We start from the raw sequence: 17,687 nt of genomic DNA, 5'->3' as shown, positions 1-17,687 counted from the left end.
TCAAGCGTTCTGTCGAATTTATTTATCTTTATCTTTATTTGGCAAGCCACTTTGATTTATACTGGGAATTACAGCGCGAAAATCTTGATTTTCTAACTGTTGAACATTGAGTTCTTGAAAACCTTGGGAAGACTTATCTAAATTCAATGTCATACCACTCACAACTTTATCGTTAACCAATAAATCGTAAGTTCCTTGTTCCAGTCTTTCTAAATAATAAACTCCGGCGGTGTTGGTGACGGAAAATAACCGCACTTTAGAATATGAAGAAACTGCTTCTACCCTTGCACCATTAATTGGTTTACCTTGAGCATCGGTAATAACTCCCGAAAAGGCGTAAGCACGAGTTAATGGTAACATTACTGGTGTGTAAGAACCGGCAATAACATCGACAGCGTAAGCGTCAGTAGTAGCTTGCCAATCTTCGGGGAAACCTGCGGGATCTAAATCTAAACGATAAGTCCCTGGATTTAAGCGTACCAAAATGCGATCGCTTTGAATATCTGCTTGCAATGATTTGATAAGTCTATTGTTAAGCAGCAGCAGTGTATCTGCATTTTCTGTATATAATTTTTCACCCGCATCGCGTTTGCCGTTATTATTGTTATCAAAGAACGGCTGAATCAATAAACCGCCTTGGGTACGGAAATAATCAGAACGTCTATCCCCTGGTGTAATGCCACTTTGCAAACCGGCGCTAGAAACTAAGTCTATATTAAAGCTGGCTTGGTCGGAAGTCACAGATACACCTTGATAACGCGCCCGCAACAAAATACCTGGTAAAATTGTAGTTGATAATGAAGCGATCGCACCGCTACCCTGAGAACCAATCCCATAACCTAACTGCGCTTCCCAACGATAATTACCATCGTTAGCGCGTTGCGTGGAACGATATCGCCAACCTAAAGTAAGTAAATTATTACTCAAATTTTGACTGCGGGTTTCATAACTTACTAGCAGCGAGTTTCCTAAATTCAAAAAGCTGCTGCTTCGAGAGAAATTATAACTGAATTCCGATAAAGTGCCGATTTCGTTACCGCGTTGATTTAATTCTAATCTGCCGAGACGTTGGAGCAAAGTCCAGCGCAGACGATTTTCTGTATCTAAGCTAACACGGGCGAAGGTAAAAGCGTTTCTGCCACTAAAGTTTAATTGTACACCACCACCTGTTGCGTCGCGGCTATCGGTAGTAGCAAATAAGCTCAAACCAGGAAAAAGGCGCCAATCTATGTTAAAACGATTAGAAAAGCGATCGCTTGTAAATGATGCACTCAAACTCCGAGTCGGATTAAACCGGATATCTGCGTTCACATCCCATTTACTACCGCTGAGTGCAGAAACTGCAATTTCTAAAGGCAAATTTGACGGACGATAAAATAATTCTGCTAAACCTCTGGCGGAATCGTCGTATACTCCACCTACACCGACTGTAAGATTTTCTGATAAACCCCATCTTTGAGCGATTCCACCACGAAAATCTGAAAAGTTCCCCAACAGACTGTTATTTAATTCGCGTCGCAAACCACCAGAAAAAACCAACGCCGAAGAACCTGCGGGTAATTGTCCTGGTACAATCGAGTAAGTAGCTTCGCGGATTTCTGGTTGAGCGGTGAGTCGTCCTTCTGGGTAAAGCAAGACGCGGTAACTACTGCCATAGTATTGATTTTCGCTTCTGACGTTTTCAAAGCGGTAAATTCCGGAAGAGTCAACTAAGACTTCGCCAATTACGCGATCGCCAAATGATTCTGCTAACCTAACTAAAGTACCCGGTTGAGCCGTACCTGTAATTGTCCTGCCAATTTGCGAAGCTTGCAACCGCAAACGCGGATCGACAAAACCACCACCAAAGAGTTGCGGTGGGGTAAATCCTTGTCGTTGAATATATGTAAAACCCCAATAATCGCTTGCACCCTGACTGCGCCAAAAAGTCGGCTGAGAACCTAATATATAGTCAGATTGATTATTTGGTCGATAAAATTGTGCTTCTGCTAATCTCCAACTTGATGCGTCTTGGAAATTTGGCTGATCTGTACGCACAAACCAACTACCACCAAACAGACTACCAACCGCGAGAAAATCGCCTCTGTAACTCGCTCCTGTCCCTTCCGCACCGCTGGCATTAAGTTTTTGTTCAATTGCGCCAAAACTGAAGTTACCCGGTGCAATTCGTGGTATACCTTCTAATATAATCGGCGGTTCCGCTTGCCCAATTCTCGAACTAGATTGATTTAGCCAAGGTACATCAAGCTCAATTGCGTAATCGTTGATGTTGAATTTCGCTTTGATGCCAAACAAAGTATCTAAATCTTGAATCGAAAATACTAAGCCTAACTCTGGATCGTTGCGAATTTTTTTTGGATCGATGCGAGTTACTATACCAGGCGATCGCACTTCTAATTGACCATCTGGTAAGTTCTTTAAGTCTAATTTCAACGCTTGAATTACATCATCAAACGGTAACAGCCAATTTTCAAAGTTAATTGCTTGCGTTCCGTCTTCTTGTCCCCGGATAATCACGCTGGGGTTGACATTGCGTTTGCCCACACTCAAACCAACCGGAAATGTACTGAATTGCTTTGTCTTTTTTTCCAATTCAGATTTAACTTCCGGTGTCAGTGTTTCAGCCCCCTTTTCCAAGGGGGGTTGGGGGGATCTAATATCCGCAGCAACGTTATCTGTAGACCGCGTAGGCTTTAGTCGTTGATGCCAATTTGAATCCTGACTTTTCACCTCATCTGGAAGACCTAACCCCCCAACCCCTTTCCCTAGTAGGGAAAGGGGAGACTCAAAGCCTCTCTCCTCGTAGGAGAGAGGTCTTTGAGATTTAACCGCTTCCCGATATTCAATCAGCCTCTCCCGCAGATCCGCACGACTAGCTTCACTAATCGGCAAACTTTTTAACCTTTCTTCCAAAGAGAGTGAATCTGGCTTCGTCTGATCTAAAGTTGCATTCATAGGTTTCACCTCACCCCCCCGTTGGCTTACGTCAACACTCCCCTCTCCTTTATAAGGAGAGGGGTTAGGGGGTGAGGTATGATCTATAACAGTTTCTTCTGATAAGTCAGGAGTAGGGTTCTTAGCCTTAGCTGGAGTAGCGAAAAAAAGGCAAATCGCAAACGCAGAAAGGTAAAACAGGGGATTTTTCACGCTGACTTTTACCTTCTATTTCTAGTTGGTGATGGGGTAGAATTTCCTCCAGGGACAGTCAAATCCAGCTTGAATGGTACTTTACTTTTGTCGTTATTTTCACCCCACATCAACTCACCACTTAGTTGATATGTTCCAGGAGAAAGAGCTAATTCATCTTTCTTAGATTGATTTAAAATTAAATTGCGATCGCCATCAGGGACAATACCAGTATCTGGTGATTCTCCAGATTTAACAACCGTTCCACCTTGCTTGAGAGTCCATTTAATAGATGTGTAAGCAGATGCTTTACCAGTGTTGCGGACTAATAGTTGTATCTTCTTTGCTTCTGCATTCCATCTAGCGCTATCCACCATCAAATTAGGACGCACATCACCTTTACGGACAAAGAAAGCGCTACCAACACGAGTAATAATGTTGGTTGTAATTCCATTCCCATTCTTGACAGTATTTGGCTTCAAAGGTTCAGTGAAAATCATTGTCCGATATTCACCAGCCGGCAAACTGGGAGCTAAACGAGCATTCAAGCGTACTCTTCTAGTTGTTCCTGGTGGGACAACAAGTTCACGCGGCGAAAATTGTAAATATGGTCTTAAATCGGAAGGACTAGATGGTAAACTTTGAAAACCTGAATCTCGATTGTATGTAAAGGATTCAGCGTAGACGCGAGCGCGAAAGGTTTCGTTACTAGTATTTGTGATATTAATAACACCTTGAGCTTGACCGCGATTAGTTTTAACTTCAATTTTTAATGGTGACAAACTGACTTGTGCTTGACTTGCACCTGCCCAAAGTAAAGCCGCAGATAATGCCCAGGAACTTAAATGCAAAGCAATATTAACAGGTGCGGAAATAACTCCCACCTTTTGAGTTGAAAACAACATTTTAATTTAATTCTCCGAACAGTTAAATTAATAAGCCCTGGCGAATGTAATTCGTGACTATACAAAGGAAGTACGCCTACGCAGACTCAAAAAAATCTAGCTTTACAGAACCTGGGTCAGCAGGTTTTGTTTGTGTGGAAGATGAACTGCGATTAAAATCGCCCGGTGCAAGATATTAGTATGAGTAGATTACCTTTGAAAAATTGGCAATTAATAATAAAATAGTGATTAATTAAGACTTAGAAATATTAACTCTTAATTTATAACTTCTCCATTACTAATTCTTCGTTAACAGTGATTCTGTTTTAGCAGTATTTTTAGCCAGTGATAACCGTAGAATCTACAGTATTTATTTGAGATGATATTAAGCCTAGTTAAATACTCGCTATTTCCACCAAACCCCACCCCACGTTTGAGTTATTCGCTAAATTACCGGCAATATAAATCCCATCACCCTAACCCCTCTCCTTACACTGCGTAGAGGGGTTAGGGATGCGATAGCCGAACGCGAGTGCGTGTCCGACAGGACAAGGCTTAAGCGGAGCTTATCGCACTTCCCTAACATCATAAATGCGTAGCCGTAAGGCTTGTCGTCAGACATCGCACTTCCCCTGCATCACAAATGCGTAGCCGTAAGGTGATCGCACTCCCATCAACCCTAATAACTGCGATCGCATATCCCATCAAACCCAGACATCGCAATCACTGTAATTTTCACGATCGCGTAAAAATCTCTCAATCACGCACAAATGTATTATTGTCCTAGTTTATAATTAATTAGCGTAAATAAATCACTCGTAAAGCTTTATGTTGCAATCGATTGAAGGAATTTATAAAGATGGTAAGGTTGAACTTATCGAACTACCATCAGATGTATTAGAAGGTCGGGTCATTGTAACTTTTTTAGAGTCAAGAAATTCTTTGCAGCACTCACAAATAATGACATTTGGAATGTTTTCAGGGAAGAATCAATCGACGGAAGAGGATTTTGGTATAGCTGAATTTTATGGAGATAGGGAAGATTACTTGGACTGGTCAAAATAACCCATGAAATATGTTGTCGATACCCATGCTCTTATCTGGTTTTTAGAAGGAAACCCACGTTTGGGTGCAAATGCCAAAACCATTCTTTCCCATCCGGATTCTAGATTAGTTATCCCTGCGACGACCTTAGCTGAAGCTGTTTGGATTGTTGAAAAAGGGAAAACATCTATTTCTTCTGCTCAAGATTTGCTCGCAGCAGTCGAAGCAGATTCTCGTGTGATAATTTATCCTTTGGATCGAGATGTGATTGAAATAACTATCAATTTATCCGCAATCAATGAAATGCACGATCGCCAAATTGTCGCAACTGTAATATTTTTAGCGAACAAAGGTGAGGCAGTACAGTTATTGTCGTGTGACAAAAATATAGTTGAGTCTGGTTTGGTTCGGATCGCTTGGTAATAAATCTAAAGTTCAAATTTATGCGATTCATTCGGATCGCGATCGCACTTCCCCAACACCACAAATGCGATCGCATAAACTCTCTAACAACCAACATGCGATCGCACTTCCCCAAAATAACAAATGCGATAGCCGAAGGCTTAAGCGGAGCTTATCGCACTAATCCCAACATCACAAATGCGATCGCACTTCCCCAACATCGCAAATGCGATCGCACTTCCCCAACATCATAAATGCGATAGCCGAAGGCTTAAGCGGAGCTTATCGCACTTTTACAACATTACAAATGCGATCGCTTCTACGCACTCCATCCCAAAGTCCAAGTCGGTGTAGGATAACAAAGGCAAATATTTTTGGTATATACTATAAATGCGCTTTGAGTGGGACGAGAATAAAGCTGAGTCGAATTTTTGGAAACATGGCATTCAATTTGAGGAAGCTGTAACAGTTTTTTGCCGACCCCTATCTCATATTTACGGAGGACTCTAGCCATTCTCAGGGAGAAGAAAGGGAATGGGCAATTGGTGAAGCGGAAGATGGCTCAATTGTTGTGGTTGTTTTTACCATGCGAGGTGAGCGAATAAGGATAATTAGTCCAAGAAAAGCGACAAAAAGGGAGTGTCAACAATATGAGTCAGGAATCTGAGTTTCCTTTTGACAGAGCAAGACGAGTTACATCAGAGGAAAACCAAAAATTCAGAGATGCGATCGCAGATCAGTTTGGAATTACACTAAGGAAGCGTGGACGACCTGCTAAGGATGAAGAAGAAAAGTATGAACCGATTTCTATCAGATTTCATCCTAAAATCATAGCCTGGGCAAAAGAAGAAGCAGAAAAACGAGGGGTAGGCTATCAAACGGTTATCAATGAAGCACTATTGGAGAAAATAGGCTAAAACTGAACGAACGACTTACGTCGCGCAAGCTAGAACTTCGTTCAGCTTTGCTAACGCATAAACTCATCGTGTAGTAAAAAGTGCGATCAGCTATTATAAAGGCATAATAAGTAAGCAAAGGTGGTGTAAATAATGCAGACTGATAACATACCACAACAAAGATTAATCGGTAAAATCCGTCAGCTAGTTCCGGAGCAAGTGGTATTAGTTGAAAGATTCATTGATTCTTTATCCCAGAAAAATGAGGAATATAATTTGACTTTAGCTGCAACAAAGCTTTCTGAACCAGTTCTGCAAAAAATTTGGGACAACCCCGACGACGCAGAATATGACAAATTATAAATTCGGGGATGTTATCTTAGTACCCTTTCCCTTCACCGACCAAACAACTACTAAAAAACGTCCATCTGTTGTTGTCAGTTCTACCGATTATCAACGTCAGCGTTCGGATTTAATATTAATAGCTGTCACAAGTATTGCTAATCCCGTAACTTCTTTTGCTGAAATGACAATTACTGAGTGGAAAGCAGCAGGTTTGTTAAAACCTTCTATTATCAAACCAGTTTTAACTACCATTGATAAGATGCTGGTAATTAAGAAGTTAGGAGAACTCCAGGAAGTTGACGCTCAAGCGTTACATAATCTTTTACAGATTATTTTGGGCGGCTAGATGCGATCGCACTAATCCCAACATTACAAAAGGCGATCGCACTCCTCAAACATCACAAAAGCGTTCACGAAGTGACTCCGAAGGAGTATCGCACTTCTACAACATCATAAATGCGTTCACGAAGTGACTCCGAAGGAGTATCGCACTTCCCCAACATCACAAATGCGTTCACGAAGTGACTCCGAAGGAGTATCGCACTTCTCCAACATTACAAATGCGTTCACGAAGTGACTCCGAAGGAGTATCGCACTAATCCCAACATCACAAATGCGATGGTCGAAGACCACTCCTGCGGAGTATCGCACTTCCCCAACATCATAAATGCGAACGACTCACGTCGGGCAAACTTCGCACTTTCCCACAAACCCGAAACGCAATGATAATTTGTGCTTCAATCTTAAAGAAGTCCACAAGAATCTGAGGGAATGTTTAATTGTCTAGCAGCATCAATAAGTCTACGATCGAGTGAGAGAAGATTTTCTATGCTGTGGTTGCGAGCGATTGCTAAATGTAAAGCGTCTCCTGCTCTCAATCCGGTTTCCCATTGCTGGATAAATTCAGCTGCGAGAATAAAATCAGCAGTTGTCACCGTAAAAACTGTGTAAGATTGAGATGCATCTTCTTTAAATGAGTGTATTACTGCTTCCATTTGTTCTAGATTCAACTCATTCATACGAACGCGACGGGACACAAGACTGGTAAACTCGACGGTTGTCCAATCGCTAATGGCTAATTTATTAGTAGGTATATTAAGGAGGATTGTCTCAACTGATGTACTGGTTGCTTCTTGGATGTAAAAAGGTGCAAGAAAGCTTGTGTCTAGATAGATCAATATCTTGCCTCTTGGCGTAAACTTTGGATCATTTCTACATTACTGGTTAGTGTCTGAGATTGGGTCGCTCTTAGTTTGTGACGAGATGTTAAAGGTTGAGGAATATGTGAGATTGATGACAACCGAGCGATGGGTTTACCATGACTAATAATCACCATTTCTTCGCCATTTTTAACTTGGTTAACCAGTTGATTTATGGTAACGGATGTGTCTGTAATATCTACTTGTTGCATAATATTAGGCGATCGCGCTCACAGTCTATATATCTATTTTTCAATCCTATCTCAACTTGTCAATGAGCGCGATCGCACTTCCCCAATATCACCAAAACGCGATCGCACTTCTACAACATCACAAATGCGATCGCTATCCCTTCACTACACATAAACGCGATCGCACTTTCCTAACATCACAAATGCGATCGCACTAATCCCAAAACCTAATAAACGGGATCGCACTAATCCTAAAACAACCTAAATGCGATCGCACTTCCCCAAAATAACAAACGCCATCGCACTCTGCTTTAACCTTTCGCCTTCCCTGATTGATTCGGACAAATTTCCTGACGCAACTGATCGCGGGAAGCGAGATAATCTTTGAGATAGTTGCAACCTTGCGTTAGTAAATCATCTAAATCTAAACTCCACAATTTGATGGTGTTGTCATCACTTGCAGAAGCTAAGGTTTTGCCATCGGGACCAAACACAACGTTGTTGAGCAAAGATTCATGCCCACTCAGGGAGGCAATTTCTTTACCTGTGGCGACATTCCACAACTTGATAGTACCGTCCCAACTTAGGGAAGCTAGGGTTCCATCAGGACTAAAAGCGACGCTCTTGACCGGATATTGATGCCCGGTGAAAGTATAAATTTCCTTACCTGTAGTCAGATTCCATAACTTGATAGTTTTGTCCCAACTTGCAGAAGCTAAGGTTTTGCCATCTGGACTAAAAGCGACGCTGTTGACCCAAGATTGATGCCCGGTGAAAGTATAAATTTCCTTGCCTGTAGTCAGATTCCACAACTTGATAATGCTGTCACTACTTGCGGAAGCTAAGGTTTTGCCATCTGGGCTAAAAGCGACACTGTGGACCGAATCTTTATGCCCAGTGAAAGTATAAATTTCCTTGCCTGTGGTCAAATTCCACAACTTGATGGTGTTGTCATAACTTGCAGAAGCTAAGGTTTTGCCATCTGGACTAAAAGCGACGCTTAAAACCCCAGATTGATGCCCAGTGAAAGTAGAAATTTCTTTGCCTGTGTTCAGATTCCAGAATTTGATAGTGCTGTCACCACTTGCGGAAGCTAAGGTTTTGCCGTCAGGACTAAAAGCGACGCTTGATACCGCATATTGATGCCCAGTGAAAGTGGCAATTTCTTTGCCTGTAGTCATATGCCACAATTTGATGGTGTTGTCACTATTTGCGGAAGCTAAGATTTTGCCGTCAGGACTAAAAGCAACACTGTTGACCGAAGATTCATGCCCGGTGAATATCTGCATTATCTGCATTATCTGCATCATAGGGAAAGCGACGCTCGATACACCATATTGAAGCCCGGTGAAAGTGGAAATTTCTTTGCCTGTGGGCAGATTCCACAATTTGATGGCGTTATCAACACTTGCGGAAGTTAAACTGTTATCACCACTTGCGGAAGCTAAAGTTTTGCCATCAGGACTAAAAGCGACGCCGTTGACCGGATATTTATGCCCAGTGAAAGTGGTAATTTCTTTGCCTGTGGTCAAATTCCACAACTTGATGGTGTTGTCAAAACCTGCGGAAGCTAAAGTTTTGCCATCTGGACTAAAAGCGACGCTTGATACCGCATATTGATGCCCAGTGAAAGTAGAAATTTTTTTGCCTGTGGTCACATCCCACAACTTGATGGTGTTGTCATAACTTGTGGAAGCTAAGGTTTTGCCATTAGGACTAAAAGTGACACTGTGGACCCCACCTTGATCCCCAGTGATGAAAGTAGAAATTTCTTTGCCTGTAGTTATATTCCACAACTTGATGGTGTTGTCAGTGCTTGCAGAAGCTAAGGTTTTGGCATCAGGACTAACAGCGACGCTGTTGACCGCATATTCATGTCCAGTGAAAGTAGAAATTTCTTTGCCTGTAGTTATATTCCACAACTTGATGGTGTTGCCATAACTTGTTGAAGCTAAGGTTTTGCCATCTGGACTAAAAGCGACGCTGTTGACCGAATTTTGATGACGTCTGAAAGTGAAAATTTCTTTACCTGTGGTCAGATTCCACAATTTGATGGTGTTGTCTGAACTCGCAGAAGCTAAGGTTTTGCCATCGGGACTAAAGGCGACGCTTGTGACCCAATCTTTATGCCCGGTGAAAGTATAAATTTTTTTGCCTGTGGTCAGATCCCACAACTTGATGGTGTTGTCATTGCTTGCAGAAGCTAAAGTTTTGCCATCGGGACTAAAGGCAACGCTGTTGACCAAAGATTCATGCCCTTGTAACTGATTGCGTTCGTGGATGTTTAACAACATCTCCTGTAAACTAAACAATGGACTGTAAGCCGGATAATCAGCCAAAGATTGTTTACTTTTCACCAAACCTTTCAACTCTCTTCCAGCCCGCATTATTTCTACCAAATTCTCAATTTGTCCTCCTACATAGAACTGACGCAAGTTTCTAACTCCCACTTGTTCCAATCGTGTAGCTGTCAGAGCATTTTGGCGTTGTTTTTCTGCGTCTTTTCGCTGCTTTTGGGCTTTTTGTGCCTGTTGTTTAGCTTCTTGCTGCTGCCGTTTTGCCTGTTGTGATTGTTGAACAGCAATTTGCCTTTGTTGCTGGGCTATTTGCTTGTCTCGTAACGCTGCTTGCTGTTGTTTCTTGATTGTTTCTAGTTTATTTAAAGCAATTTGCCGTGCCTTTTCTGCTTCTCGACGCTGTTGTTCAAGTAATTCCACTTCCTGTTTTGCTTGTTGTTTGTCTCCCTGTGCTTGTTTAGCTGCTTCCTTCAAAGACTCTTCCCTCTGTTTTAGCTGTTCAACTTCTTGGGTTCTCTGGTTGACTTCCTGATTTTTTTGCTTTAATTGTTTATCAATATTGTTAAAATTAGTATTTGCAATCTTTTCTTTATCTTCTGCTTTTTTAACTTTATCTTCTGCTTGATTAATCGTAACTTCAGCATCTTGCTGCGCTGTCACCCGTTCCTGATTAGCCCAATTTGCAAAAATCAACGCCGCAACAGCCCCAATAATAGAGACAGCAAGCACAATCAAACCAATACGAATCCGTTGATTTGTTTTTCTTTCCACCTCCGTTAAACGCTGATTCGCTGTCCTCTCTTCCTTCAAAGCCTGATTTTGTCTTTTTTCCGCTTCCGCAACTTTCTGATTTAACTCAGCTTCCACACTCGCAGATAAAAACCGATAATCAGCATCGCTCAAACTATTTTTATCAGCCCAAACACGAGCATTCTGTAAATCTTCCCCCCGCAACAAATACGAATTATTTTGAAATTTACTATTTTCCCAAGCCTTTAAATCATCAGCATAAAAACGTAATTTACCTAATTCATTCTCTACCCAACTTAAATCAAAAACATTCCTATAAACCTTGTTATAAACCCTCAAATTTCCCTGCTGTTCCACCACCAACCCAGTCAAACGCAACCTCATTTGCTCTGCACTACTATCGACAGCAATCTCATCCTGTTGCAAAATTTGCTGATACAACCCCAACAAAGCCACGGCAATTTGTTCGTTAGTCAGCATCCTATCTCGAATTGTCTTTAAATGCTCCTGTTTATCTTGTGTTTCCCAATTCTCAATAATTTTACTTTTAATAATCCTTTCAATTATTGATTGAGAATCTATATTTTCTTGCCAATCCCAGTTTCTCAACAATTCACAAACTCTCTGGGTTAAAAATGGTTGTCCCCCTGTCCAAGCTAAAACTTCAGTCATCACAGCCTGGGGATTTTCCACTTTTTCTTCTAAACCCTTCACTAATGCTCCAACTTCGTGAATTTTAAATCCATCTAGTTGAATTGGTTCCCCAATATTAAATGGTGTACGGGTTTTGTCAGCAATCAAATCACTAGGAGTTGCTACTCCTAATAAAGCAAAAGTCAGCCGTTTATAAGCTGGATTTTCCGATCGCCTATTATAGCAACTTCTAATCAGAGCAAAAAAATCCTCACGACCAAAACTTAAACTCAGAGTGCTGTCAATTTCATCAATAAAAATAATAATCTTTCCTGGGATAGATGCCAAAAGCACATCTTCTATGAATTCATCTAACTTTTGCATAGATGAAATATCATTGCGATCGCGCCACCAAGTACGGCGAAATTCTACGTGATTGGCAATTTTCAAATCCTTAACAATTCTAGAAACAATACCCGTATACCATTGCTCCTGGGTAACGTTATCTTTGCTACCTTGCCCGGAAATATCGATACTACTACAAGCGACTCCCTCATCTATAAATCGTTGCATAGTCCGAGCTTTCAAGCTCGATTTACCCATTTGCCGTGAGTTAAAAACATAACAATACTTTCCAGCTTTCAAAGCATTATAAAAGTCCGAGTCGGCTTTTCTGACTACATAACTGGGAGCATCTGCTGGAAGACTTGCTCCAACTTGGTATTCATAGTTTCCAGTCATTGCTTAGTCTCCAATGGCATAAGTGATAATGGTAAATCGGCACTGTAAATTATTTTCTTGTATTCCTATTCTCTGGTTTTTTTATTCGTATAAAGTTTAAAAATAAATCAGAAAACGTAGGACGATAAGCTTATACCATAAGACTTTACTCTGGAGAATCCTGAGATTCATTCGACTTTGATTCGAGTTTTATCCGACTTCGCTTTGACTTTTTTGGGGCTTCATTTCCTGGAAAAAATCCTTTAAACTCATTGTATAAGTTTTATCAGCACGACTATGGGAATTAGGGTAAATCAGAAATACAGCAAAAAAGTTAAAGCTGCACTGACACGAAATGGCTACCCCAGCCAAAACGAATTAGCCCTTGCGGTGGGTTTAGCTCCATCTACAGTTACTAATTTCTTTGGCGGTAAAAATATATTCATTAAGAATTTTCAAGATATTTGTGAGAAATTGGGGTTAGATTGGCAAGAGATTTTCGATAGAGAAATAGATAGTTCAGATAATATTGAACCAGAAAATTCTCCCCAGGCAAATCCTCAACCTCAGGCAATGCAAACCCCATCTGTTAGCATAGAATATCCAGAAGGCAGTGTTGCATTAGATTCTCCCTTTTACATCCATCGTCCCCCCAAAGAACAGGATTGCTATAAACAAATTAGCAAACCTGGTGCGTTAATTCGGATCAAAGCACCCGAACAAATGGGTAAAACTTCATTGCTGATTCGAGTTCTTGATCAAGCAGAAAAACAAGGCGATCGCACTGTTAAAATTAGCTTGAAACAAGCAGACACGCAATGTTTTACTAACTTAGATAAATTTCTGCGTTGGTTTTGTGTAACTATTAGCCACAAGTTAAAGTTGGAAAATCGGTTAAATGAATATTGGGAAGATGATATTAGCTGCAATATGCGATGCGAAACTTATTTTGAAGAGTACATCTTGCCAGAAATTTATCAACCCTTGACTTTGGGTTTGGATGAAGTCGATAGATTATTTGCATATCCCGATATTTATGGTGATTTTTTCGGCTTGCTCAGATATTTACACGAAGAAGCCAGACGAACAAGTATTTGGCAAAAATTGCGTTTGGTACTCGTCCACTCCACCGAAATTTACGTCCCACTGGATATCAACCGTTCTCCCTTTAATGCAGGTTTTCCCGTCGATTTACCAGAATTTAGTTTAGAGCAGGTACTAAATTTAGCTCAATTACATGAATTAAATTGGAGCAGCGATGATGTAACCCAACTAATATCTATGATTGGAGGACACCCGTTTTTAGTTCGTCTTGCTTTGTATCATATTGCCCGTCAAGATGTAACTTTAGCAAAATTCCTCCAAACAGCAGCAACTGAATCGGGTATTTACTACAACCACCTGAGTCGTCTCGTGTCTGCTCTGAGCAAACAACCTGAATTATTAGCAGCAATGCGAGAAGTTGCAAAAGTCAGCCATCCTGTACAGTTAATCGCTGAAATTAAATTTAAATTACAAGCAATGGGATTAGTAAAAATCACAAACGATGGGGTAATACCCAGTTGTGAATTATATCGAGAATATTTTCGTAATTTTTAATGCAAAAATCATTCATAAAATCAACAATTAAAAATCGAAGATAAATCGGAATAAAGTCAACAATGTCTCAGGGATGAACTCAAGTAGCACTTTTAGATTATGGAATTGTCGAGTTCAACAGGCAATTCAATGTTAGACAAAAAAGTTCAGGCTTTATTCGGAACCGTCGCTGCAATTACTGCTATTTCTGCTTCTCTTCTCGTTGCAGCTACCCCAGTTCGCGCTGATAATCGCGAATATATTTATGAAGTTCGCAACCAGTTAATCGAAAAGGCGATCGCTTCTGGTTTACGTGGCTATAGTTTAACCCACGAACCTATGATCGATGCACTTGATCACGGTCGTTCAAATTATATCACAGTAAATCTGAGCGCAGGTACATCATACGGCATGGTTGGAGTGTGCGATCGCGATTGTCGAGATTTAGATATTTCTCTCTACGATAGCCGGGGAAACCGCATCGCTTCCGATTTGGGAGATGATGATATTCCTGCCATCACCATAAATCCTTCTCGTAGTGGAACCTATCAAGTCAAAGTTGATATGGCTAGTTGTAATACCCAGGCTTGTTACTACGGTATCGGTGTATTTGGTAAATAAAACCAACTGCCATTGTATAAACAAAGGGGGCAAAGAGACAAACTTTATTTACAATTTTGTCACTTTGCACCTTTGATTTATCGCCAAGCCTTTGAATCTAGGTTTAATACCATTTCTGTATGAAGATGCGCCTAATTTAGCCCACGCAGGTAAGCTCTGTTTGTATAGCCCCAGCTTGTCATTACCAACATTCTTAAAGAAGCTGAATTCCTCTAAATGTTTTGTCCTGCCTCAGACTAAAGTAGTATCGGCTAATAGCACAAGTCCGTTGAAACGGACTATTAAATAATTTGAGTCGGATTTATCCGACTTTAGCTTTGAGACTGCGACTTAAGTCCCAGTCCCTTGCGGCTGATAAACGAGGATTTAGAGATGTTGGTAATGGTTAGGGCTTTCATCGCCTGGGCGCTCCTCTCAGGGCAAATATAGCTATTACATATTTTACCAGCTTGCCTAACCTTTACATAAGTTTACATTGCGCTTCGTCTTAAGCTTTATGAAAGAAGTATTTGTACTTTTATAAAGTATAATTAAGAATAAAGATAAAAAAAGACGGGCAACCTCCCTTGGTTAATATTACCTAGAAAGTTACCCGGAAATGTTAAAAGTTTAATTGTTTTAGATAGTTGTAGATAAAAACTACAGATATATTGTCTTTGCAACCAACTTGTGGTTAAAAAAGACAAGCAAACAAAACAGTAAAATTATTGGTTTAAGAGGCAAAGGTCGGCGTGGGTCAGTATCAACCTGCTCAGTTAACGAGCTATAATCCAAACGCGATCGCTCGCTACTACAGCTTGCGTCCCTGGCTGGCGATCGCGCGGGCAATAAAGATAGTTTGGTTTTTTGCGGGATTTATTCTCGGTTTAAAGTGGGATGAATGGCGTGGGGAAGTTGAACAAAACAAGTTCAAACGAGCCATTCAGTTGCGAGAAATATTAACACGTCTGGGTCCAACTTTTATTAAAGTAGGTCAAGCTCTCTCGACGCGACCGGACTTAATACGTAAAGATTTCTTAAACGAGCTGGTAAAGCTACAAGACCAGTTGCCACCTTTTGATAATGCGATCGCTTATCAGATTATCGAAACTCAACTGAACGCAAGCGTTGCAGAAATTTATAGCGAATTGTCACCAACTCCAGTCGCTGCGGCTAGTTTAGGTCAAGTATACCGTGGTCGTCTCTACAGCGGCGAAGAAGTAGCCGTAAAAGTGCAACGACCAAACTTACGTCCGGTGATTACACTTGACCTTTATCTAATGCGCTGGGCAGCAGGTTGGCTGAGTCCTTGGTTGCCCCTCAATCTCGGTCACGATTTAAGTTTGATTGTGGACGAGTTTGGCACAAAGTTATTTGAAGAAATCGACTATATCAATGAAGGTCGTAACGCGGAAAAATTTGCGAGTAACTTCCGCAACCATCCCCAAGTAAAAATACCAGCTATTTATTGGAGTTATACCAACACTCGCGTGTTAACTTTGGAATGGATTAACGGCTTCAAACTGACAGACACGAAAAACATTCGCGGTGTCGGTTTAGACCCAGAAGCGATTATCCAAATTGGTGTCACCTCAGGTTTGCAACAGTTGTTAGAACATGGTTTCTTTCATGCAGATCCCCATCCGGGTAACTTATTTGCCATGCATGATGGTCGTATGGCTTATATTGACTTTGGCATGATGGATCAGCTAGAGGAAACCACCAAAGAAACTCTTGTGGATGCGTTGGTGCATGTAGTCAACAAAGACTATAGCGAGTTCGCTGAAGACTTAGTAAATTTAGGTTTTCTCACACCAGAAACGAATATTGCTCCGATTGTGCCAGCATTAGAAGCGGTGCTAGGAAACGCAATTGGCAAAAATGTCAAGGATTTTAATTTCAAAACAATTACCGATGAATTTTCGGAATTGATGTATGAATATCCTTTCCGCGTTCCTGCGAAGTTTGCCTTAATTATTCGTTCTTTGGTGACGCAAGAAGGTATTGCTTTAAGCCTGAATCCTAATTTTAAAATAGTCGAGGTAGCTTATCCTTATGTAGCACGAAGATTGCTAACAGGAGATTCTCCAGGATTGCAGCGACGGTTATTGAATGTGTTGTTTAAAGATGGTAAATTCCAGTGGCAGCGGTTAGAGAATTTAATTGCGATCGCTCGCACTGATAACAACTTTGATTTATTACCAACAGCACAATTAGGTTTACAATATTTGCTGTCTGATGAAGGCAAGTTTATCCAAAGACAGTTGCTGCTTGCTTTGACTGAGGATGACCGTCTTCACACCGAAGAAGTTCAACGGCTGTGGAATCTGGTGAAAGATGACTTAAAGCCGAATCGTTTGTTGAATGTAGCGATCGGCATTTTGACAGAATTCTCTAGAGAAAGTGCAGCGGCTATTTTACCAACTGCTACATCCCTTGTTTCTTTTGGAAAAAAACAGTAACAACATAGGCTGTCGGGACAAGGGAGACAAGGGGGACAAGCGGGTGTTCAAATTAGCAATGCCCATTGCCCAATTCCCTATTCCCAATTACGATATAAATCAGGAGTTTTAATGTATTATTACCCTCTACATCCGCCATATTTTCTGTTAGCTGTTGGCTTATTTATTGCATTAACCTCTGGTGCAGCTTTATCTGGAACGCTAACGTTAATTATGCAAAAAATACAATTAAAGAATGCAGAAAGTTTAGGTTCTCGTTTTTGGATCAAAAAATTATTTGTCCCATTTATCGGAATCGCTGGTGGTGTTTGTTTATTTCTGACATCAGGTTTTCAGATATTCGGTTTTCCACCATTCCTTGCTTATATAATTGGTGTAACAGTTTCTCTTTTAACAAGTGTGCTAGTTTGGTTGCAGTTAGGAAGTATGCTAGCTTTTATAGAACGTCAAGGAACGGCATCTCTAGACTTAGATTCTATGCCTTAAATGATGCCTGACAAGTTAAAAATTTTTACTTATTCGCAGCATCCAGAACCCCCACTTCTTTAATAAGTCGGGGT

At 40.9% G+C, this 17,687-nt stretch carries 18 protein-coding genes; 12 read left to right on the top strand and 6 right to left on the bottom strand.

What is annotated here, in order from left to right; translation table 11 throughout:
* Positions 1–18: 18 nt before the first annotated feature.
* From TOL9009_RS39740 to TOL9009_RS47470, 3 genes are all read right to left on the bottom strand, one after another.
* The gene (locus TOL9009_RS39740; RefSeq protein WP_144238278.1) at positions 19–2,955 is read right to left on the bottom strand and encodes a carboxypeptidase-like regulatory domain-containing protein; all 2,937 of its coding nucleotides are present in this window, start codon (positions 2,953–2,955) and stop codon (positions 19–21) included.
* Positions 2,956–3,155: 200 nt separating this feature from the next.
* A complete protein-coding gene (locus TOL9009_RS0119275) occupies positions 3,156–4,031 on the bottom strand; it encodes a fimbrial biogenesis chaperone (RefSeq protein ID WP_186227599.1) in 876 nt (291 codons plus the stop codon).
* A 564-nt stretch (positions 4,032–4,595) separates the two neighbouring features.
* Positions 4,596–4,733 carry a hypothetical protein gene (locus TOL9009_RS47470; protein ID WP_186227598.1) on the bottom strand — a complete coding sequence of 46 codons (138 nt, stop codon included), beginning with the start codon at positions 4,731–4,733 and terminating at the stop codon, positions 4,596–4,598.
* Between the two features lie 105 nt (positions 4,734–4,838).
* Between TOL9009_RS47470 and TOL9009_RS0119270 the strand changes: the two genes are divergently transcribed.
* From TOL9009_RS0119270 to TOL9009_RS0119250, 7 genes are all read left to right on the top strand, one after another.
* A complete protein-coding gene (locus tag TOL9009_RS0119270; protein WP_029634235.1) occupies positions 4,839–5,075 on the top strand; it encodes a hypothetical protein in 237 nt (78 codons plus the stop codon).
* Positions 5,076–5,078: 3 nt separating this feature from the next.
* Positions 5,079–5,477 carry a type II toxin-antitoxin system VapC family toxin gene (locus tag TOL9009_RS0119265; protein WP_029634234.1) on the top strand — a complete coding sequence of 133 codons (399 nt, stop codon included), beginning with the start codon at positions 5,079–5,081 and terminating at the stop codon, positions 5,475–5,477.
* A 20-nt stretch (positions 5,478–5,497) separates the two neighbouring features.
* The gene (locus TOL9009_RS45855) at positions 5,498–5,710 is read left to right on the top strand and encodes a hypothetical protein (RefSeq protein WP_144238277.1); all 213 of its coding nucleotides are present in this window, start codon (positions 5,498–5,500) and stop codon (positions 5,708–5,710) included.
* A gap of 236 nt (positions 5,711–5,946) precedes the next feature.
* Positions 5,947–6,123: a BrnT family toxin gene (locus TOL9009_RS49485; protein ID WP_260675979.1), complete on the top strand. Its 177-nt coding sequence runs from the start codon at positions 5,947–5,949 to the stop codon at positions 6,121–6,123.
* On the top strand, positions 6,107–6,373 hold the full coding sequence (locus TOL9009_RS0119260) for a BrnA antitoxin family protein (RefSeq protein WP_029634233.1): 267 nt from the start codon (positions 6,107–6,109) through the stop codon (positions 6,371–6,373). Before TOL9009_RS49485 ends, TOL9009_RS0119260 begins: the two co-directional genes overlap by 17 nt.
* A 132-nt stretch (positions 6,374–6,505) precedes the next feature.
* On the top strand, positions 6,506–6,715 hold the full coding sequence (locus TOL9009_RS0119255; RefSeq protein ID WP_029634232.1) for a hypothetical protein: 210 nt from the start codon (positions 6,506–6,508) through the stop codon (positions 6,713–6,715).
* Positions 6,702–7,043, top strand: coding sequence for a type II toxin-antitoxin system PemK/MazF family toxin (locus tag TOL9009_RS0119250; RefSeq protein ID WP_029634231.1), 342 nt, complete (start codon positions 6,702–6,704; stop codon positions 7,041–7,043). Before TOL9009_RS0119255 ends, TOL9009_RS0119250 begins: the two co-directional genes overlap by 14 nt.
* 397 nt (positions 7,044–7,440) lie before the next feature.
* On the opposite strand, the gene TOL9009_RS0119245 is transcribed toward TOL9009_RS0119250, so the two are convergent.
* Both TOL9009_RS0119245 and TOL9009_RS39735 read right to left on the bottom strand, forming a co-directional pair.
* Positions 7,441–7,875, bottom strand: a complete 435-nt coding sequence (locus TOL9009_RS0119245) for a type II toxin-antitoxin system VapC family toxin (RefSeq protein WP_038296447.1) — start codon at positions 7,873–7,875, stop codon at positions 7,441–7,443.
* Positions 7,872–8,108 carry a type II toxin-antitoxin system Phd/YefM family antitoxin gene (locus TOL9009_RS39735; RefSeq protein WP_038296446.1) on the bottom strand — a complete coding sequence of 79 codons (237 nt, stop codon included), beginning with the start codon at positions 8,106–8,108 and terminating at the stop codon, positions 7,872–7,874. The genes TOL9009_RS0119245 and TOL9009_RS39735 overlap by 4 nt, the downstream gene beginning before the upstream one ends.
* A gap of 62 nt (positions 8,109–8,170) precedes the next feature.
* Here TOL9009_RS39735 and TOL9009_RS49480 point away from each other — a divergent pair, with 62 nt between their 5' ends.
* Complete coding sequence (locus TOL9009_RS49480; protein WP_260675919.1) at positions 8,171–8,305, top strand: hypothetical protein; 135 nt, start codon at positions 8,171–8,173, stop codon at positions 8,303–8,305.
* 93 nt (positions 8,306–8,398) lie between these two features.
* On the opposite strand, the gene TOL9009_RS44575 is transcribed toward TOL9009_RS49480, so the two are convergent.
* A complete protein-coding gene (locus tag TOL9009_RS44575; protein ID WP_084763252.1) occupies positions 8,399–12,508 on the bottom strand; it encodes a WD40 domain-containing protein in 4,110 nt (1,369 codons plus the stop codon).
* 276 nt (positions 12,509–12,784) lie between these two features.
* Between TOL9009_RS44575 and TOL9009_RS0119230 the strand changes: the two genes are divergently transcribed.
* The 4 genes from TOL9009_RS0119230 to TOL9009_RS0119215 all read left to right on the top strand — a co-directional run bounded on the left by TOL9009_RS0119230 (position 12,785) and on the right by TOL9009_RS0119215 (position 17,613).
* Positions 12,785–14,086 carry an AAA-like domain-containing protein gene (locus TOL9009_RS0119230; RefSeq protein WP_038296444.1) on the top strand — a complete coding sequence of 434 codons (1,302 nt, stop codon included), beginning with the start codon at positions 12,785–12,787 and terminating at the stop codon, positions 14,084–14,086.
* Between the two features lie 129 nt (positions 14,087–14,215).
* The gene (locus TOL9009_RS0119225) at positions 14,216–14,686 is read left to right on the top strand and encodes a CHASE3 domain-containing protein (RefSeq protein WP_029634228.1); all 471 of its coding nucleotides are present in this window, start codon (positions 14,216–14,218) and stop codon (positions 14,684–14,686) included.
* Between the two features lie 731 nt (positions 14,687–15,417).
* The gene (locus TOL9009_RS0119220; protein WP_029634227.1) at positions 15,418–17,127 is read left to right on the top strand and encodes an ABC1 kinase family protein; all 1,710 of its coding nucleotides are present in this window, start codon (positions 15,418–15,420) and stop codon (positions 17,125–17,127) included.
* A gap of 111 nt (positions 17,128–17,238) precedes the next feature.
* The gene (locus TOL9009_RS0119215; protein WP_029634226.1) at positions 17,239–17,613 is read left to right on the top strand and encodes a hypothetical protein; all 375 of its coding nucleotides are present in this window, start codon (positions 17,239–17,241) and stop codon (positions 17,611–17,613) included.
* Positions 17,614–17,687 lie beyond the last annotated feature (74 nt).

The organism is [Scytonema hofmanni] UTEX 2349, assembly GCF_000582685.1.
In the GTDB taxonomy this organism is placed as follows: Bacteria; Cyanobacteriota; Cyanobacteriia; order Cyanobacteriales; family Nostocaceae; genus Hassallia; species Hassallia hofmanni.
This window is presented reverse-complemented; position numbering and strand designations above follow the sequence as displayed.

Bases quoted from the DNA above. Each gene is read 5' to 3' on its own strand.
- TOL9009_RS39740 (WP_144238278.1), bottom strand. From the start codon at position 2,955: ATGAATGCAACTTTAGATCAGACGAAGCCAGATTCACTCTCTTTGGAA.
- TOL9009_RS0119275 (WP_186227599.1), bottom strand. From the start codon at position 4,031: ATGTTGTTTTCAACTCAAAAGGTGGGAGTTATTTCCGCACCTGTTAAT.
- TOL9009_RS0119270 (WP_029634235.1), top strand. From the start codon at position 4,839: ATGTTGCAATCGATTGAAGGAATTTATAAAGATGGTAAGGTTGAACTT.
- TOL9009_RS0119265 (WP_029634234.1), top strand. From the start codon at position 5,079: ATGAAATATGTTGTCGATACCCATGCTCTTATCTGGTTTTTAGAAGGA.
- TOL9009_RS45855 (WP_144238277.1), top strand. From the start codon at position 5,498: ATGCGATTCATTCGGATCGCGATCGCACTTCCCCAACACCACAAATGC.
- TOL9009_RS0119260 (WP_029634233.1), top strand. From the start codon at position 6,107: ATGAGTCAGGAATCTGAGTTTCCTTTTGACAGAGCAAGACGAGTTACA.
- TOL9009_RS0119255 (WP_029634232.1), top strand. From the start codon at position 6,506: ATGCAGACTGATAACATACCACAACAAAGATTAATCGGTAAAATCCGT.
- TOL9009_RS0119250 (WP_029634231.1), top strand. From the start codon at position 6,702: ATGACAAATTATAAATTCGGGGATGTTATCTTAGTACCCTTTCCCTTC.
- TOL9009_RS39735 (WP_038296446.1), bottom strand. From the start codon at position 8,108: ATGCAACAAGTAGATATTACAGACACATCCGTTACCATAAATCAACTG.
- TOL9009_RS49480 (WP_260675919.1), top strand. From the start codon at position 8,171: ATGAGCGCGATCGCACTTCCCCAATATCACCAAAACGCGATCGCACTT.
- TOL9009_RS44575 (WP_084763252.1), bottom strand. From the start codon at position 12,508: ATGACTGGAAACTATGAATACCAAGTTGGAGCAAGTCTTCCAGCAGAT.
- TOL9009_RS0119230 (WP_038296444.1), top strand. From the start codon at position 12,785: ATGGGAATTAGGGTAAATCAGAAATACAGCAAAAAAGTTAAAGCTGCA.
- TOL9009_RS0119225 (WP_029634228.1), top strand. From the start codon at position 14,216: ATGTTAGACAAAAAAGTTCAGGCTTTATTCGGAACCGTCGCTGCAATT.
- TOL9009_RS0119215 (WP_029634226.1), top strand. From the start codon at position 17,239: ATGTATTATTACCCTCTACATCCGCCATATTTTCTGTTAGCTGTTGGC.